Source organism: Promicromonospora sp. NPDC110617, assembly GCF_055598465.1.
Window position 1 is genome coordinate 177,590 of the sequence record NZ_JBVKBM010000002.1, and the last position, 15,355, is coordinate 192,944.

Genomic DNA, 15,355 nt, shown 5'->3' on the forward strand with positions numbered 1-15,355 from the left:
GCTGTCACCGGTCTGCAATCAAACCGGCATAAACTGACCTCACCCGCGACCCGAGGACGGTGCATCAGATGGCGAGAGACGGCTCCGTGTTCCGCAAGAACAGTCAGTACGAGTACCGTGTCGTGACCTTCGAGCCGGACACCACGGTGCCGGACGCCCGCAAGGCGCTCACCGACGAGGCCGAGTACGGCCGTTGGGAGCTGGCCCGGACCCTTCTCTACATCGGCGGCAGACGCAAGGTCTGGCTCCGCCGCAAGATCATCAAGGTCTCCTCGACCCTGTGACGGACGACGCCCCGGAGCCCGGCGCGTACCGCAAGGCCGACGCCGCCGCCCCGGACGGGTTCTTCGCCCGCGAGGCGGCCGGCCTGGACTGGCTCCGCGTGCCCGGTGGGCCGCGGATCGTCGGCGTGCGCGGCGTCGGGCCGGGGCACCTCGACCTGGACCTCCTGCGGTCCGGCACGCCCGGACCTCGGCAGGGACGCGCCTTCGGCCGCGCCCTCGCCGCGCTGCACGACGCCGGCGCGCCCGCCTTCGGCGCCGGACCGCCCCCGACCTGGGGCTGGTCCGGCGACCCCGGCGGGTGGTTCGGGCCGCTCCGCGACCCGCTGCCGATGGTGGGCGGGGCGTGGGACTCGTGGCCGGAGTTCTACGCCGACGCGCGGCTGCGGCCGCTGCTCGACCAGGGCCGCGAGCGCGGTGCGCTCGACCACGACGACGCGGCGCTGGTCGAAGCCGTCTGCGCGCGGCTGCCCCGCCTGGCGGGTGCGAGTGCCGACGACTCCCCCGCGCGACTGCACGGCGACCTGTGGTCCGGGAACGTGCTGTGGGTCGACGACGGGACGCCCGGCGGGGTCGAGGCCGTGCTCATCGACCCGGCCGCCCACGGCGGGCACCGCGAGACCGACCTGGCGATGCTCGCGTTCTTCGGTGCGCCGCACCTCGACGAGATCCTCGCCGGGTACCAGGCGGCGCACCCGCTCACGGCCGGCTGGCGGGACCGGGTGCGCCTGCACCAGCTCTACCCGCTCGCGGTGCACGCCGTGCTGTTCGGCGGCTCCTACGTGCCCAGGACACGCGCGCTGCTCGCCGAGCTCGCGGGCTGACGCTGGTCGGGCCCGCTCGCTGGTCGGGCCCGCTCGCTGGTCGAGCCCGCTCGCTGGTCGAGCCCACTCGCTGGTCGAGCTTGTCGAGACCGGTCTCGACAAGCTCGACCAGCGCACGTCAGCAGGTGGCGAGCAGGCGGTCCAGCACGCGCGTGCCGAACTTCAGGGCCTCCGTGGGCACGCGCTCGTCCACGCCGTGGAACATGCCGGCGAAGTCCAGGTCGTTCGTGAGCTGCAGGGGCGCGAAGCCGTAGCCGGTGATGCCCAGGCGGTGCAGCGACTTGTTGTCCGTGCCGCCCGACAGCGTGTACGGCAGCACCTTCGCGCCCGGGTCCTCGGCGTCGATCGCGGCGACCATCGCGTCGACCAGCGACCCGCCGAACGGCACCTCCAGGGCCGTGTCCAGGTGGATCGGCTCGATCCGGACGTTCGGACCCGCCAGCTCGCGCAGTGTCGCCATCCCGGCCTCCTCGTGGCCGGGCAGGAGTCGCACGTCCACGGTCGCCTCGGCGCGGCCCGGGATCACGTTCGCCTTGTAGCCGGAGGCGAGCTGGGTGGGGTTGGACGTGTTGCGCACCGTGGCGCCCACGAACTTCGCCACCGGGCCGAGCGCGGCCACCAGGGCGTCGATCGTGGCCGGGTCCTCGTAGTCCACCGGCAGGCCGGTCAGGTCGCCGACGCCGCGCAGCAGTGCGTCCACGGTCGGGGTGATCGTGGTGGGCCAGGCGTGCTGCCCGATCCGCGCGACGGCGGCGGCGAGCTCGGTGACCGCGTTCTCCTCGTTGACCTGCGAGCCGTGCCCGGCCCGGCCGTCGGCGATCAGCCGCAGCCAGGCGATGCCCTTCTCCGCCGTCTGCAGCAGGTAGGCCCGCTTGCCGCCCACCTCGACCGAGTAGCCGCCCACCTCGGAGATCGCCTCGGTGGCGCCCTCGAACAGGTCGGGACGGTGGTCCACGGCCCACCGGGCGCCGTACACGCCGCCCGCCTCCTCGTCGGCGAAGAACGCGACCACGACGTCGCGCGCGGGCCTGCGGCCCTCACGCACCATCTGCCGCACGACGGCCAGGATCATGGCGTCCATGTCCTTCATGTCGACGGCGCCGCGGCCCCACAGGAGACCTTCGGTGAGCTCGGCGCCGAAGGGATCCACGCTCCAGTCGTCCTTCGCCGCCGGCACGACGTCGAGGTGCCCGTGCAGCACCAGCGCGGGCCGGCTGCGGTCCTGCCCCTCCAGCCGGACGACGACCGACGCCCGCCCCGGGCTGGACTCGAACAGCTCGGGCTCCAGCCCCACCTCGTGCAGCAGCTCCATGACGTACTCGGCCGCGGCACGCTCGCCCGGGCCCTCGTTGTCGCCGTAGTTCGACGTGTCGAACCGGATCAGCTCCTGACAGATCCGGATGACCTCGTCGGCGGCGGTGGGTACGGGCGCGGCGGTGGGAACAGTCTCAGTCACAGGGCCACGGTACAGACGCCCGGACGAATCCGGACCAGCCCGCTGACTCGCGACACCAGGTCGGGCGAGTCAGCCGGCCGGTCCGACCAGCCGGCCGCGGTCAGACCAGGCCGCGGCGCTCCAGCAGCGGCGTGATCTCGGCGGCCCGTCCCCGCAGGTCCTCGAACGAGGCCAGCGGGTCCTGCGAGCCGCCGCGGGCGAGGAGCTTGCGCCGGAACGCCTCGCCGTTCTCGCGGGTCAGCCCGCCGTTCTCGGCGTACCACTGCACGGTGTCCGCGTCGAGCACCTCGGACCAGATGTACGAGTAGTACCCGGCCGAGTACCCGCCCCCGAAGATGTGGTTGAAGTAGGTGCTGCGGTACCGCGGCGGCACGGACGCGAGGTCGACGCCGGCCGCGGCGAGCGCCGCCGCCTCGAAGGGCAGCACGTCCTCGACCGACGTCGGCACCTGGTCCGGCGTGAGCTGGTGCCATGCCTGGTCGAGCAGCGCGGCGGCGAGGTACTCGGTGGTCGAGAAGCCCTCGCCCCAGACCCGGGAGGCGAGCATGGTGTCGACCCACTCGGCCGGCATCGGCTCACCGGTGGTGTGGTGCACCGCGAACGACTTCAGGATCCTCGGCTCCCACGACCACATCTCGTTGACCTGCGACGGGTACTCGACGAAGTCGCGCGGCACGGAGGTGCCGGACTGCGACGGGTAGCGGACGTCGCTGAGCAGGCCGTGCAGCGCGTGCCCGAACTCGTGGAACAGGGTGGTCACCTCGTCCCACACGAGCAGCGTCGGCTCGCCCGCCGGCGGCTTGACGATGTTCAGGTTGTTGACCACCACGGGCCGCTCGCCCAGCAGGTCGCTCTGCACGACGAGGCTGTCCATCCAGGCGCCGCCGCGCTTGGACTCGCGCGTGTAGAAGTCGGCGAGGAACAGCCCGAGGCCGGTGCCCGGCTCCCCCGGCTCGACCGAGTCGAACACCTCGAAGACGCGGACGTCCGGGTGGTAGCCCGGCAGGTCGGCGCGCTCGGCGAACGAGAGCCCGAACAGGAGGCCGGCCGCCTGGAACACGCCGTCGTGCACCACGCGCTCGAGCTCGAGGTAGGGGCGCAGGGCGGCGTCGTCCAGGTTGAAGCGCTCCTTGCGCACGGCCTCGTTGAGGTAGGACCAGTCGGCGGCGGCCACGCCGTCCGCGCCGGCGCTGCCCGATCCTTCGGCAGGCTCAGGACGGCGCGTCGCCCCGCTCACCTTCGCGAGCTCGGTCGCCTCGCGGCGCGCGTTGGCGACGGCGGCGGGCGCCAGGCGCCCGAGCATCTCGTTGACCGCCGCGGTGGTGCCCGCGGTCGCGTCCGCGGCGATGTAGGCCGCGTGGTGCTCGTAGCCGAGGAGCTGCGCGTGCTCGGCCCGCAACCGGGCGAGCTTCAGCAGCACCTCGCGGGTGTCGTTCTCGCCGCCCGTGGCGCCGCGCGCCATGGAGGCCGCCTGCACACGCTCGCGGGTGGTCGGGTTCTCCAGCGAGGCCAGCACGTTCTGGTGCGTGAAGAGCTGCATCTCCAGGAGCCAGCCGTCCTGGCCGCGGGCCTCGGCGGCGGCCCTGGCGCCCGCCCGGGCGTCGGCGGTCAGGCCGGCGAGCTCCGCCTCGTCCGTCACGAGCACGCTCGCCTCGTTGGCACCGGCCAGGAGCTTGCGCCCGAAGCTCGCCTCCAGCGACGTGATGCGCGCGTTGAGGTCGCGCAGCGTGTCCTGGTCCTGCGGCGACAGCTCGATGCCGGAGCGCTGGAACCGTGTCAGCAGCTTCTCGAGGAGGTAGGCGGTGTCGGGCTCCAGGTCGAGGTCGCCCGCCGCGGCGGCGTCGGCCAGGGTGCGCACGCGTGCATGGAGGCGCGCGTCCATGTTGATCGCGTCCTGGTGGGCGGCGAACAGCGGCGCGAGCCGCTCCTGGACGTCCTCCAGGCCGGGGGTGGAGTCGGACGGAAGCTGGTTGTAGTAGGCCCGCGCGGCGCGGCCGAGGAGCTGCCCGGCCCGCTCCAGCGCCTCCAGCGTGTTCTCGACCGTGGCGGGCTCCGGGTTGGTGGCGATCGCCTCGACCTCGGCGCGGTGGGCGGCCATCCCGGCCAGGATCGCCGGCTCGTAGTGCTCCTCACGGATCGCGGCGAAGTCGGGCAGGCCGTACGGCAGGGTGGACGGGGCGGCGAACGGGTTCGCCGGGTCCAGCTCCGCGGGCGCGGTGGTCTCATGGGTCGAGGTCATGGGGAACATCCTCGCCCATCGGCAGCCCTACGGACGCGCTCTTTCCGGGCCGGCGCAGCGGTTAGGGTCGTGGGCGTGGATCCTCTCCGGCTCGTCGGCACCTGGGACTTCCGGCGGGAGATCGAGCACGCCGACGGCGCCGCGTACACCGCGGACGGCGAGGCCCGGTTCTCGCCCCAGGACGACGGCCGCGTGCGCTGGGCGGAGCAGGGCACCCTGCGCTGGGCCGGGGGCAGCACCCCGGTGTCGCGCACGCTGTTCATCGTGCGGGAGCCGGTACCCGGGGGCGCGGCGGGAGCCGGACCGTCGTCCGAGGGCGGGGCGGGCGCCGGGGCCGACGCCGGGGCCGCCACCGGGTGGCGCGTGACCTTCGAGGACGGCCGGGACTTCCACCCCTGGACCGCCGGCGCCGTCGAGCACCTGTGCGGGCAGGACCTGTACCGGGGCGGCATGGCGGTCCCGGCGCGGCCGGCGTCGTCCTGGGAGCTGAGCTGGCGGGTGACGGGCCCGGAGAAGGACTACCTGATGCGTACCTGGTACACCGAGCGCTCCTGAGCCCCTGCCGACCGCGCGACGAGGTCGGCTGGGTCGGCAGTGCAAACTGCCGACCTGGGCCCTCGCAGCGGCCCAGGTCGGCAGTCGGCTCAGCCCGTCACGGCAGCACGTCCGGGTTGTTCGCGTGGGTCAGGGTCTCCCAGGCCACGAACAGGTTGTTGGTGCCCGCCGGGCGGGTGGACTCCGTGAGGGCCTGGGTGTTGCTCATCGCGAACCCCTGCCGGTTGTGCAGGGCGTTGAACCCGACCTCCGTGACCGGGCCGAGGCCCAGGTGCACCGACCCGCCGCAGAGCCAGGACGGCACCGCGGTGCCCCGCTGGTAGGTCGAGTGGAACCCGAGCGCGTGCCGCAGGCGCTCCCCCACCTGCGGGTACAGGTCGTCACCCTGGATCGCGGCGGTCTCGGCGACGTGCGAGATCGCCGAGATGCCGTAGCCGGTGTGCGTGAAGTCCCGGCAGGTCTCCTGCGACAGACCGTTGACCAGCGTGCGCTGGTTGTGCCAGTACGCGAAGATCTGGTCGGGCGTGTCCCGGCCGGAGCCGGGCACGGTGCGCGGCACCGACCCGTCGGAGGTCAGGTAGATGAAGGCGGGCACCCGCACCAGGAACCGCTGCCGGGCCGAGGCGTAGGCGGTGCGGTCGTCGAGGAAGATCGAGATGCCGACGGCCGCCTCCATCATCGACAGCTCCCAGTTGCCGTTGCTGTTGGACCCGTTGATCACCTCGGGCAGGTAGACGGTCCGCAGCATCGTCTCGAACCGGTCGACGTCCGCCGCGGCCCAGCCGGCGCCCGTGTACCGGATGATCTCCGCGGCGCGCGGCCACACCGACCCGGCCCACGCCGTCTGCAGCGGCGCGTTGGAGTTGGTGTGGTCCCGGATCACCGGCGACCACGCGTTCATGATCGAGATCGCCTTGTTCGCGTACCGCGTGTCCCGGGTGACCGACCAGGCCAGGGCGTGGGTGTACGCCGCGATCGCGTCCTCCCGCTCGTCGGTGCACCCGTAGTTCGGGTTGGAGTACGACCCGCACTCGACCACGGCCCGCGGGTGCGGCGTGTAGGACAGCGACGCGTACCGGCTGCCCATCATCGAGTCGTACGCGCTGCGCCAGGGCTGGGTACCGGCCTGCACCTGCTGCCGGATGAAGTCGAGCTGCGGCGCGCTGACGTGCACGCCCGGGTGCGTGAACGCCGCGGGCACGTCGGCCGTGGCGGCGTCGGCCCCGGCGTCCGGCACCGCGTCCGGGAGGGCAGGCGCCTGCTGCCCGACGGCGGCGCGCGGCCCGGGCGCGGCGCTCGCCGTGCCCGCGGCGGCCGCGGGCAGGGCGAGCCCCACGGCGACCGCGAGCACCACCAGGGTGCGGGTCCTGCCGGTGCGGATCCTCATCAGAAGCCTCCCGTGATGCGCGTGAACTCGAACCCGGGCTGGTCCCGGTTGACGGACCAGAACGCCAGCCGGGTCAGGCCGTTGTTCCGCGCGTAGTCGCGGATCTGCGTCCAGGCGGCGGTGGTGGTGATCTCGCCCTGGTCGGAGCTCCCGTTCATGCCGGAGATACCCATGTGGGCGTACGCCTGGGCGTCCGTCCAGCCGCGGGCCGACTTGAGCTGGTTCTTCAGCCCCTCGGACGCGTTGATCGTGTCCTGCGCGATGTTCGAGGAGCCGAAGTTGAACGGCATGATCGTGTAGTTGTCGATCGGGACGCCGAGCTGCGCCGCCCGGTTGATCAGCCGGGTGCCCGCACCCTCGGGGCCGCCGCGACCCGTGCCGATCGTGACGGCGATCTTCACGTTCGGGTTGTTCTGCTTGACGATGGTCAGGCCCTGCAGGATGCGGTCCTGGACGGTGTAGTTCTCGAACTCGTCGGAGTTCTCGATGTCGAAGTCCACGACGTTCGGCTGGTGCGCGTTGATGACCTGCTGCACGGCCCCGGCGTACGCGGCGGGCGTCGAGCAGTTGGGGCCGAGCTTGTTGCCGGACCAGCCGCCGAACGAGATCTGCACCTGGCCACCCGCGGCCTTGATCGCATTGATGGTCTGCTGGTCGACGCCGCCGGTCAGGGGGCGGCTGCCGTCCCACGCGGGGTTGCAGCCCCCGGACGACAGGATGAACGCCATGGTGAACGCCCGCACGCCCGTCTGGCTCATCACCGACGTGGCGCTCGGCGGGTTGCCCCAGCCCAGGTACAGGTAGGGCGCGCCCGGCATCTTCGCCGGGTTCGGCTCGGGGTTGCCGCCACCGGACGGCAGCGTCCAGCGCTGGTTGGCGCCTGCGAAGCAGTCCCAGAGCTGCAGCGGCGTGCCGTCGGCAGAGCTCGGGCCGGTCGCGTCCAGGCACTTGCCGAGCGCGCGCAGCGTGCCGTCCGCGCCGGCGGTCCAGGTCTGCGCGGCGCTGCCGTTGCAGTCCCAGAGCTGGATGCGGGTCCCGTTGGCGGTGCTCGCGTCCGCGACGTCGAGGCACTTGCCGAGCGCGCGGACCGTGCCGTCGGCGCGCACGTCCCAGCTCTGCGCGTTCGTGCCGTTGCAGCCGTAGAGCTGGATCTGGGTGCCGTTCGCGGAGCTCGCCGCCGCGACGTCGACGCACTTGCCGCCGTAGCCGGTGATCGCGCCGGTCGCCGCCTGCGCGGGCAGCGCGCCCCCGCCGAGCGCGAGCGCGGTGGCGAGGGCCAGGGACAGTGTCGCGAGGCCGCCGAGGACACGGCGCCGTAGACGTGCTTGCATGGTCGTCCTCCTCATGAACTTTCAAGCCTGTAAGTGAGGAGAACGTACGACTTCTTTGCCACCCGCAACATTGGGGCTAACCCGTACAGGCACCACACAGGTTCGGCCCGCGACGTCGTCGGGCACCGGCTCGCGCGGTGCGAACCGGTGCCCGACGACGGCGGGGCGGGGGCTCAGAACCCCGCGGTGATCCGCGTGAACTCGAGGTCCTGCTGCGCGATGCCGCTGCAGTTGGACGTCACGCCGCCGCCCTCGCAGCCCCGGTCCCGGTTGACCGCCCAGTACGCGAACCGGGACAGGCCCTGGGCGTTCGCCCAGTCCCGGATCTCGGTCCACTGCGCGGGCGTGGTGGTCTCGCCGACGTCGGACAGCCCGTTCATGCCGGAGATCCCGGAGTAGGAGTACGCCTCGGCGTCGGACCAGCCGTGCGCCGCCTTGAGCTGGTCCTTCAGGCCCTGGGCCGCGCTGATCGTGTCGGCCACCATGTCGGAGCCGCCGAAGTCGAACGTCATGATCGTGTAGTTGTCGATCGGCGTGCCCAGCTCGGCGGCGCGCGTGATGAGGCGCGAGCCCGCACCGCCCGGGCCGGTCGTGGTGGTCGGAATGGTCACCACGGCCTTGACGCCGGGGTTGTTCTGCTTGACGATCGCGATCCCCTGGAGGATCCGGTCCTGGACGGCGTAGTCCTCGTACTCGTCGGTGTTCTCGATGTCGAAGTCCACGACGTCGGGTCCGTGCGCGTCGATCACCTGCTGCACCGCCCCCGCGAACGCCTCCGGGCTGGAACAGTTCGGGCCCAGCTTGTTGCCCGAGTAGCCCCCGAAGGAGATCTGCACCTGGCCGCCCGCGGCCTGGATCGCGTCGATCGTCTGCTCGTCGACGCCGCCGGTCAGCGGCCGCTGCCCGTCCCACGCCGGTGTGCAGCCGCCCGACGACAGCATGAACGCCATGGTGAACGCCGAGACCCCGGTCTCGCTCATCACCGACGTGGCGCTCTGCGGGTCACCCCAGCCCAGGTACAGGTAGGGCGCGCCGGGCAGCTTCTCCGCCACGGCCTGCGGTTCGGCCTGCCCGGCGGCCCGGGCTCCGGCGACCTCCGTCGCGGCGGCGCCGACCATGCCGCCGGCAGCCAGGACCATCGCGGTCACGGAGGCGAGCAGGGCGAGGCGCCTCGGGTTGGTCTTCATCGTCATCTCCCGAAGATGTCGGTCGGATTCGTACGCAGACCGTACACAGCGGGTGAAAAATGGCGCATCGGGGTTAACCCGTACACGTCACCGACGCACCTGGGTCAGGTTTCCCTCCGCGTCGAGCCGGATCTCCGCGTCCAGGCCCAGCCGCTCCAGGAACGCGCTGTCGTGACTGACCACGAGCAGCGCGCCCCGGTAGGCCGACAGTGCGTCCACGAGCTGGTCCGTGCTCGCGATGTCCAGGTTGTTCGTCGGCTCGTCCAGCACCAGGAGCTGCGCCGGCGGGTCCGCGAGCAGCAGGCTCGCCAGCGCCACCCGGAACCGCTCGCCACCCGACAGCGTCGCCACCGGCCGGTCCACCGCCGCACCCCGCACCAGGAACCGCGCCAGCAGGTTGCGCAGCTCCCCCGGCGGCACGTGCGGCGCGCCCTCCCGCACGGCGTCCAGCACGGAGGACGCGTCGGGCAGCACGTCGACCCGCTGCGGCAGGTACGCCGCGCGCTCGGTCAGCAGCTCCCCGTCCGCGAACCCCGACCCGTCCCGCCCGTCTCGTTGAGTGCTGGACATCTGCGGCTCCGCGGGGGTCTGGCCCGACAGATACCCAGCACTCAGCGAGGCGGGGGCGGGGATCGCGAGCAGGCGCTCCAGGAGGGTCGTCTTGCCGACGCCGTTCGGGCCCGTCAGGGCGATCCGTTCCGGACCCTGGATCACCACCTCCCGGCCGTCCGCGCCCCGCAGCACCGCCAGCCGGCGCCCGGCCGGCACGTCCGGGTCGGGCAGGACCACCGAGATCCGGTCGTCGTCGCGCACGGCGCGCTCCGCCAGGTCGACGGCGGCGCGCGCGGCGTCCACCTTGTCGTCCAGCATCCCGCGCCGCGCACCGGCCGACTTCTCCGCGCTGTTGCGCCGGTCGTTGATCACGGCCTTGACGTACTTGCTGTTCGCGGCGTCCTTGCGGCCCTTGCGCTCGCTGTGCGCGATCCGCTCCTCCGCCTCGATCCGCTGCCGCTTCTCGCGGCGCAGCGTCTGCTCGGCCGCGCGCAGCGTCTGCGCCGCCGCCTCCTGCTGCACCTGGAGCCACGCCCGGTACTCCGAGTACGGGCCGCCGAACGTCGTCAGCGACCCGGCACGCAGCTCGGCCGTGTCGTCCATCAGCTCCAGCAGGGCCAGGTCGTGCGAGACGACGACGAGCGCGCCCCGCCAGCCGCGGACCAGCTCGTACAGGCGCTCGCGCGCCGCGCCGTCCAGGTTGTTGGTCGGCTCGTCGAGCAGCGCGACGGCGGCGGCCCCGCTGGACTGGCGCAGCCGGACGCCCGTGATCGCGGTCAACATCGTCTCGCCGCCGGACAGGGTGGCGACCGAGCGGTCGAGGCCCGTGGGCAGGCCCGTCGCCGACAGCAGCGCGACGGCCCGCTCCTCGACGTCCCAGTCGTCGCCGACGACGTCGAAGTGCGCCTCGTCGACGTCGCCCGACTCGATGGCGCGCAGCGCGCGCACGACGGGCGTGATGCCGAGCAGGTCGGCGACCGTGGCGTGCACGTCGAGCGTGATGCGCTGCGGCAGGTAGTCGGCGGTGCCGCTGAGGGCGACCCGCCCGGAGGTGGGCGTCAGCAGGCCGGCGACGACACGCAGCAGGGTGGACTTGCCGGCGCCGTTGAGGCCGGTCAGGCCGGTGCGGCCGCGGCCGAAGGCGCCGGAGACGTGATCGAGCGCGACGGCGCCGTCGGGCCAGGCAAAAGTGACGTCGTGCAGCACGACAGAAGGGTTGGACAACACAGCAGGGACTCCCGGGAGGTGGCGTGGTGCCGACGCCCGGTACCCTCGTGGAGGGCAGGCGTCAGCGCGAGGTGGTCTCGTACCGGGAGATGCCCGTCATCACAGTCCTTGTCCGTAGCTCCCTCACACGCGCGGCACACCCGCAGGAGCGCACATAGCCTGACATGGGACGACGTCGGGGCGCAACGTGAATCACGGCACGCCCCGACGCGGTCACCGTCCGGTGAGCACGGCCCGGCGGATGCGCTCGCTGCGCAGGAACAGCCCGGCCCAGAGGCCCACCGCGAACAGGACGGGCGTGAGCGTGTGCGCCAGGGAGTCCTCCAGGCGGACGTGCGCGGCCACGGCGCCGCCCAGGTAGGCGGTGAGGAGCAGGGCGCCGAGGAACGCCGTCCAGGGCACGACGTAGAGCAGCACCGCGATCCCCTGCAGCACGCCGATCACCAGGACCGCCGAGGCCGGGTAGCCGATGGCCTCGAACATGCCCACCGACCGCTCGGACTCGGTGAGCTGACCGTAGGCGCCCTGGGCGAGCTGTGCCGCGACAGCCAGGGTGACCACCCACCCGAGCACGGGCGCCGCCCGGCGGATGACGGGCGCCGCCCGTTCGACGAAGGGCCGGACGGTCCGGGCGGGGGTCCGGGCGGCGGTCCGGGCGGGAGTGCGCGTGGAGCCGGAAGTATCGAGGGACATGGCGTGGTCTCCGTTCTGCGACGTCGGCGGCGCGGTCCCGGAAACGTACGGCGCGGCCTGTCCGGAGAACACGGCGCTAACCGTTTAACAGCGACGGTTCGACCGCCGCGGGCAGGGTTCCCGCCGCTCAGGGCTCCGGCGCCGTGAGGTAGCGCTGCACGGTCGGTCCCAGCCACGCGACGACGTCCGCCCGGGTCAGGTCCGCAGCGGGGCCGAACCGCAGCACGTACCGCACCAGCGCCATGCCAAGCACCTGGGAGGCGACCAGCGCGGCGCGGCGCGCCGCGTCCTCGCGGGTCACGACGAACCGCTCGGCGAGCGGCAGGATCTGCCCGGCGAACACGTCGCGCATCCGCGCGGCCCCGGCCTCGTTCGTCACCCCCACGCGCAGCAGGGTCTGGAGCACGCTGTCGTGCTCCCAGAGGTCGAGGAAGTGCCCCACCAGCACCGCGCCCACGTCGTCCACGGGGATCGCGGCCAGGTCCGGGAGCACCAGCTCCACGTCGATGACGGCCGCGAACAGGCCCTCCTTGGAGCCGTAGTAGCGCATCACCATCGACGGGTCGATCCCGGCGTCCTGCGCGATGGCGCGCACCGTGGCGCGCTCGTAGCCGTCGGCCGCGAACCGCGCGCGGGCCGCGTCCAGGATCGCCGCGCGGGTCACGTCCGACCGGCGCCGCGGAGCATCCGTGTCTGTCATGCCAACAACTGTATGCCAACATCCGTTGACCTTTGGTGAGCCCGTCCGCTACGTTGGTCAACAAGCGTTGGCAAACGCTCGTTGACCCCGCACCCCAGGAGGACATCATGGACACGGACGTCGTAGTCGTCGGGGCCGGCCCGACCGGCCTGCTGCTCGCCGGGGACCTCGCCACGGCCGGGGCACACGTCACCGTCCTGGAGAAGCGGCCGGCCGGGCTGAGCAACCTGACCCGCGCGTTCGCCGTGCACGCGCGCAGCCTGGAGGTGCTCGACGCCCGCGGCCTGGCGGACGAGCTGCTCACCCGCGGGCAGCAGGTGACCAGCCTCCGGCTCTTCCAGCGGCTCACCGTCGACCTGGCGGACCTGCCGTCCCGCTTCCGGTACGTGCTCGTCGCGCCCCAGTACGAGGTCGAGCGCCTGCTGCGCCGCCGCGCCGAGGAGGCGGGCGCCGTCTTCCGGCACGACACCCGGGTCACGGCCCTGGCCCAGGACGACGACGGCGTCACGGTGACCACCGCCGACGGCCCGCACCTGCGCGCCCGGTACGTCGTCGGCACCGACGGCGCCCGGTCCACGGTGCGCGACGCGGTCGGCATCCCGTTCCCGGGCCGGGCCGTGATCCGGTCGATGGTCCTGGCCGACGTCCGGCTGGCGCGGCAGCCCGCCGACCTGCTCACGGTCGCCGCCGCGAACGACTCGCTCGGCTTCCTCGCGCCGTTCGGCGACGGCTGGTACCGGTTCATCGGCTGGCACGGCGACAACGACGTGAGCGAGGACGAGCCGGTCGACCTCGACGAGGTGCGCGCCATCGCCCGCGCCACCCTGCACGACGACTTCGGCATGGCCGAGGCGCGCTTCCTGTCCCGGTTCCACGCCGACGAGCGGCAGGCACCCGCCTACCGCGCGGGCCGCGTCCTCCTGGCCGGCGACGCCGCGCATGTGCACAGCCCCGCGGGCGGGCTCGGCATGAACACCGGCATGCAGGACGCCGCGAACCTCGGCTGGCGGCTCGCCGCCGCGCTGCGCCTGCCGGACGACGCGGCGGACGCCGTGCTCGACGGCTACGAGGCCGAACGGCACCCCGTGGGGAAGCAGGTGCTGCGCACCAGCGGCGGGATCCTGCGGGTCGCCACGCTGCCGGGGCCGCTGGTCGCGGCGGTGCGGCGCGGCGTCGTCGGCCTGGTGTCCCGGGTGGCCCCGGTCCGGCGGCGGGCGGCGCTGACCATCTCCGCCCTGGGCGTCGCCTACCCGCGCCCGCGCGGGGCGCACCCGCTGGTCGGCACCCGGGCGCGGGACCTCCCGCTGGAGGGCGGGTCGCGCCTCGCCGAGGCACTACGCACCGGGCGGTTCGTGCTGGTCGCCCCGGCGGGTTCCGTGGCCCCGGAGCTGCCGGCCGCGCCCGGCGAGGTCGACCCGGCCGAGCGCGTCGTCGTCCGCCGGTCCGACGGCGGTGCGACCGCCCTGCTGGTGCGCCCCGACGGCTACGTGGCCGACGCGGCCGCGGGTGCGTGACCCGCGGCCGGCGGCCGGCGGCCACGTGTCGATCGGCCAGGTGCGTGGCAGCTCAGCTACTCGTAGTCGCTGTACCGCGGAGGGCTGAAGAAGCCCTCCCGGAACTCCGGGATGCTGAACAGGATGATGATCCCGACGACCAGGAGCAGGGTCAGGCCGATCGTCACCCAGCCCGTGATGATGCCGACCAGGCCCATGCCGCCGTTGTCCGCCTGGCCCTCCCTCTGCGCCCTGCGGCTCAGGTGCCCCGTGATGACCGCCGGGACGCCGGCCAGGAAGCCGCCGACACCGCAGGCGAACAGCAGGATGATGCTGAGGATGCCCAGCACGAGGGACCAGACCCCGAGCGAGTTCTTCTCCAGCGGTGCGGCGTAGCCGTAATAGGGCGTGCCGTACGGGTAGGGCTGCTGTCCCGGGTAGGGCTGCTGTCCCGGGTACGGCTGGGCCGGGTAGGGCTGCCCCTGCTGGTCCCACAGCTGCTCGGGCTGCTGGTACGGCTGCTGGTAGGGGCTCGGCCGTCCGGCCTGACCGGGCGCGGAGCCCTGCGGGGTGTCCGCCTGCTTCGGCGGCTCGTAGGGCGACTTCCACTCGTCGGGCTGGGTCATGCCTCCGCCTTCCAGGGGGTACGGATGCCGCGTGCTGCCGCAGGCGGTCGGATCGCGGTCACACCTGGGTCACCGTGAACGCCGCCCCGAGGAGCCCGACCACCACGAAGACGATCCAGATCAGTATCCCGGCGCCGGTCAGCGCCACGTTGATCCAGCCAAGGACCAGGCCCGCCGTCGCCATGCCGGCGTTGTTCGCCAGGCCCTCGCGGATCGCCTTGCGGCTGGCGTTCCCGGTGACGATGGCGACGATGCCCAGGATCAGCGGGCAGAGGATCCAGCTCAGGATGCCGGTGATCAGCGACCAGACGCCCAGGTCGTTCTTCGGGGGCGCCACCGGGTAGGCGTACTGCGGCGGCGCACCGTACTGATACGGGGTGGGGGCCTGCGGCAGGTACGGCTGCACCTGGCCCGAGGGGTACTGGCCCGAGGGGTACTGGCCGGACGGGTACTGGCCCGACGGGTACTGGCCCGAGGCGTACTGGCCGGGCTGGCCCGGGTACTGGGCCGGCTGGCCCGTCGGAGGCTGCGCGGGGTACCCGTACGCGGGTCCGGCGGGCGGCGTCGGGGGCGCGGGCGCGACGGCGGGCAGGTCCGCCGTCGGCTGGTCCGCCGGAGGCTGCCCGGCCGACAGGTCCGGCGCCGTCGGCTCGTCACCCGGCGGCTGCGGGGCGGCCGGCTGGTCGTTCGGGTCCTGCGGGCCGGGCCCGTCGTCGGGCTGGGTCATCGTGCTGCCTTCCATGCTCGGGCGCGCCACGGGGCGCGGGCGGGAGACCACGAGTCAGCCCGCCGCACCACGGAGGG

The 15,355-nt window shown here is 73.3% G+C and carries 14 protein-coding genes; 4 read left to right on the forward strand and 10 right to left on the reverse strand.

Annotation, left to right across the window (positions count from 1 at the left end):
• Positions 1-68: 68 nt before the first annotated feature.
• Complete coding sequence (locus ACZ7LE_RS11585) at positions 69-284, forward strand: DUF5703 family protein (RefSeq protein WP_020014707.1); 216 nt, start codon at positions 69-71, stop codon at positions 282-284.
• The gene (locus ACZ7LE_RS11590; RefSeq protein WP_470403431.1) at positions 281-1,105 is read left to right on the forward strand and encodes a fructosamine kinase family protein; all 825 of its coding nucleotides are present in this window, start codon (positions 281-283) and stop codon (positions 1,103-1,105) included. The genes ACZ7LE_RS11585 and ACZ7LE_RS11590 overlap by 4 nt, the downstream gene beginning before the upstream one ends.
• Positions 1,106-1,223: 118 nt before the next feature.
• On the opposite strand, the gene ACZ7LE_RS11595 is transcribed toward ACZ7LE_RS11590, so the two are convergent.
• Together ACZ7LE_RS11595 and ACZ7LE_RS11600 are read right to left on the reverse strand one after the other, a co-directional pair.
• Positions 1,224-2,561 (reverse strand): M20/M25/M40 family metallo-hydrolase, encoded by a 1,338-nt coding sequence (locus ACZ7LE_RS11595; RefSeq protein ID WP_470403432.1) that lies wholly within the window; start codon positions 2,559-2,561, stop codon positions 1,224-1,226.
• A 100-nt stretch (positions 2,562-2,661) separates the two neighbouring features.
• A complete protein-coding gene (locus tag ACZ7LE_RS11600; protein ID WP_470403433.1) occupies positions 2,662-4,800 on the reverse strand; it encodes a M3 family metallopeptidase in 2,139 nt (712 codons plus the stop codon).
• A 75-nt stretch (positions 4,801-4,875) separates the two neighbouring features.
• On the opposite strand from ACZ7LE_RS11600, the gene ACZ7LE_RS11605 reads away from it, so the two are divergent.
• A complete protein-coding gene (locus ACZ7LE_RS11605) occupies positions 4,876-5,355 on the forward strand; it encodes a DUF6314 family protein (RefSeq protein ID WP_470403434.1) in 480 nt (159 codons plus the stop codon).
• Between the two features lie 97 nt (positions 5,356-5,452).
• Here ACZ7LE_RS11605 and ACZ7LE_RS11610 read toward each other — a convergent pair whose 3' ends face one another.
• The 6 genes from ACZ7LE_RS11610 to ACZ7LE_RS11635 all read right to left on the reverse strand — a co-directional run bounded on the left by ACZ7LE_RS11610 (position 5,453) and on the right by ACZ7LE_RS11635 (position 12,432).
• Positions 5,453-6,742 (reverse strand): alginate lyase family protein, encoded by a 1,290-nt coding sequence (locus tag ACZ7LE_RS11610; RefSeq protein ID WP_470403435.1) that lies wholly within the window; start codon positions 6,740-6,742, stop codon positions 5,453-5,455.
• On the reverse strand, positions 6,742-8,073 hold the full coding sequence (locus ACZ7LE_RS11615; protein ID WP_470403436.1) for a ricin-type beta-trefoil lectin domain protein: 1,332 nt from the start codon (positions 8,071-8,073) through the stop codon (positions 6,742-6,744). Before ACZ7LE_RS11615 ends, ACZ7LE_RS11610 begins: the two co-directional genes overlap by 1 nt.
• A gap of 173 nt (positions 8,074-8,246) precedes the next feature.
• Positions 8,247-9,266 carry a chitinase gene (locus ACZ7LE_RS11620; RefSeq protein ID WP_470403437.1) on the reverse strand — a complete coding sequence of 340 codons (1,020 nt, stop codon included), beginning with the start codon at positions 9,264-9,266 and terminating at the stop codon, positions 8,247-8,249.
• An 81-nt stretch (positions 9,267-9,347) separates the two neighbouring features.
• A complete protein-coding gene (locus ACZ7LE_RS11625) occupies positions 9,348-11,018 on the reverse strand; it encodes an ABC-F family ATP-binding cassette domain-containing protein (RefSeq protein ID WP_470403438.1) in 1,671 nt (556 codons plus the stop codon).
• Between the two features lie 234 nt (positions 11,019-11,252).
• The gene (locus ACZ7LE_RS11630; protein ID WP_470403439.1) at positions 11,253-11,732 is read right to left on the reverse strand and encodes a DoxX family protein; all 480 of its coding nucleotides are present in this window, start codon (positions 11,730-11,732) and stop codon (positions 11,253-11,255) included.
• Positions 11,733-11,859: 127 nt separating this feature from the next.
• A complete protein-coding gene (locus ACZ7LE_RS11635; RefSeq protein ID WP_470403440.1) occupies positions 11,860-12,432 on the reverse strand; it encodes a TetR/AcrR family transcriptional regulator in 573 nt (190 codons plus the stop codon).
• A gap of 107 nt (positions 12,433-12,539) precedes the next feature.
• Here ACZ7LE_RS11635 and ACZ7LE_RS11640 point away from each other — a divergent pair, with 107 nt between their 5' ends.
• Positions 12,540-13,946: an FAD-dependent monooxygenase gene (locus tag ACZ7LE_RS11640; protein ID WP_470403441.1), complete on the forward strand. Its 1,407-nt coding sequence runs from the start codon at positions 12,540-12,542 to the stop codon at positions 13,944-13,946.
• A gap of 56 nt (positions 13,947-14,002) precedes the next feature.
• Here ACZ7LE_RS11640 and ACZ7LE_RS11645 read toward each other — a convergent pair whose 3' ends face one another.
• Both ACZ7LE_RS11645 and ACZ7LE_RS11650 read right to left on the reverse strand, forming a co-directional pair.
• Entirely contained in the window at positions 14,003-14,551 is a 549-nt protein-coding gene (locus tag ACZ7LE_RS11645; RefSeq protein WP_470403442.1) for a DUF4190 domain-containing protein, read from the reverse strand.
• A gap of 58 nt (positions 14,552-14,609) precedes the next feature.
• Complete coding sequence (locus tag ACZ7LE_RS11650; protein WP_470403443.1) at positions 14,610-15,278, reverse strand: DUF4190 domain-containing protein; 669 nt, start codon at positions 15,276-15,278, stop codon at positions 14,610-14,612.
• Between the last annotated feature and the right edge of the window lie 77 nt (positions 15,279-15,355).

Bases quoted from the DNA above. Each gene is read 5' to 3' on its own strand.
- ACZ7LE_RS11610 (WP_470403435.1), bottom strand. From the start codon at position 6,742: ATGAGGATCCGCACCGGCAGGACCCGCACCCTGGTGGTGCTCGCGGTC.
- ACZ7LE_RS11650 (WP_470403443.1), bottom strand. From the start codon at position 15,278: ATGACCCAGCCCGACGACGGGCCCGGCCCGCAGGACCCGAACGACCAG.
- ACZ7LE_RS11600 (WP_470403433.1), bottom strand. From the start codon at position 4,800: ATGACCTCGACCCATGAGACCACCGCGCCCGCGGAGCTGGACCCGGCG.
- ACZ7LE_RS11635 (WP_470403440.1), bottom strand. From the start codon at position 12,432: ATGACAGACACGGATGCTCCGCGGCGCCGGTCGGACGTGACCCGCGCG.
- ACZ7LE_RS11645 (WP_470403442.1), bottom strand. From the start codon at position 14,551: ATGACCCAGCCCGACGAGTGGAAGTCGCCCTACGAGCCGCCGAAGCAG.
- ACZ7LE_RS11585 (WP_020014707.1), top strand. From the start codon at position 69: ATGGCGAGAGACGGCTCCGTGTTCCGCAAGAACAGTCAGTACGAGTAC.
- ACZ7LE_RS11615 (WP_470403436.1), bottom strand. From the start codon at position 8,073: ATGCAAGCACGTCTACGGCGCCGTGTCCTCGGCGGCCTCGCGACACTG.
- ACZ7LE_RS11630 (WP_470403439.1), bottom strand. From the start codon at position 11,732: ATGTCCCTCGATACTTCCGGCTCCACGCGCACTCCCGCCCGGACCGCC.
- ACZ7LE_RS11640 (WP_470403441.1), top strand. From the start codon at position 12,540: ATGGACACGGACGTCGTAGTCGTCGGGGCCGGCCCGACCGGCCTGCTG.
- ACZ7LE_RS11620 (WP_470403437.1), bottom strand. From the start codon at position 9,266: ATGACGATGAAGACCAACCCGAGGCGCCTCGCCCTGCTCGCCTCCGTG.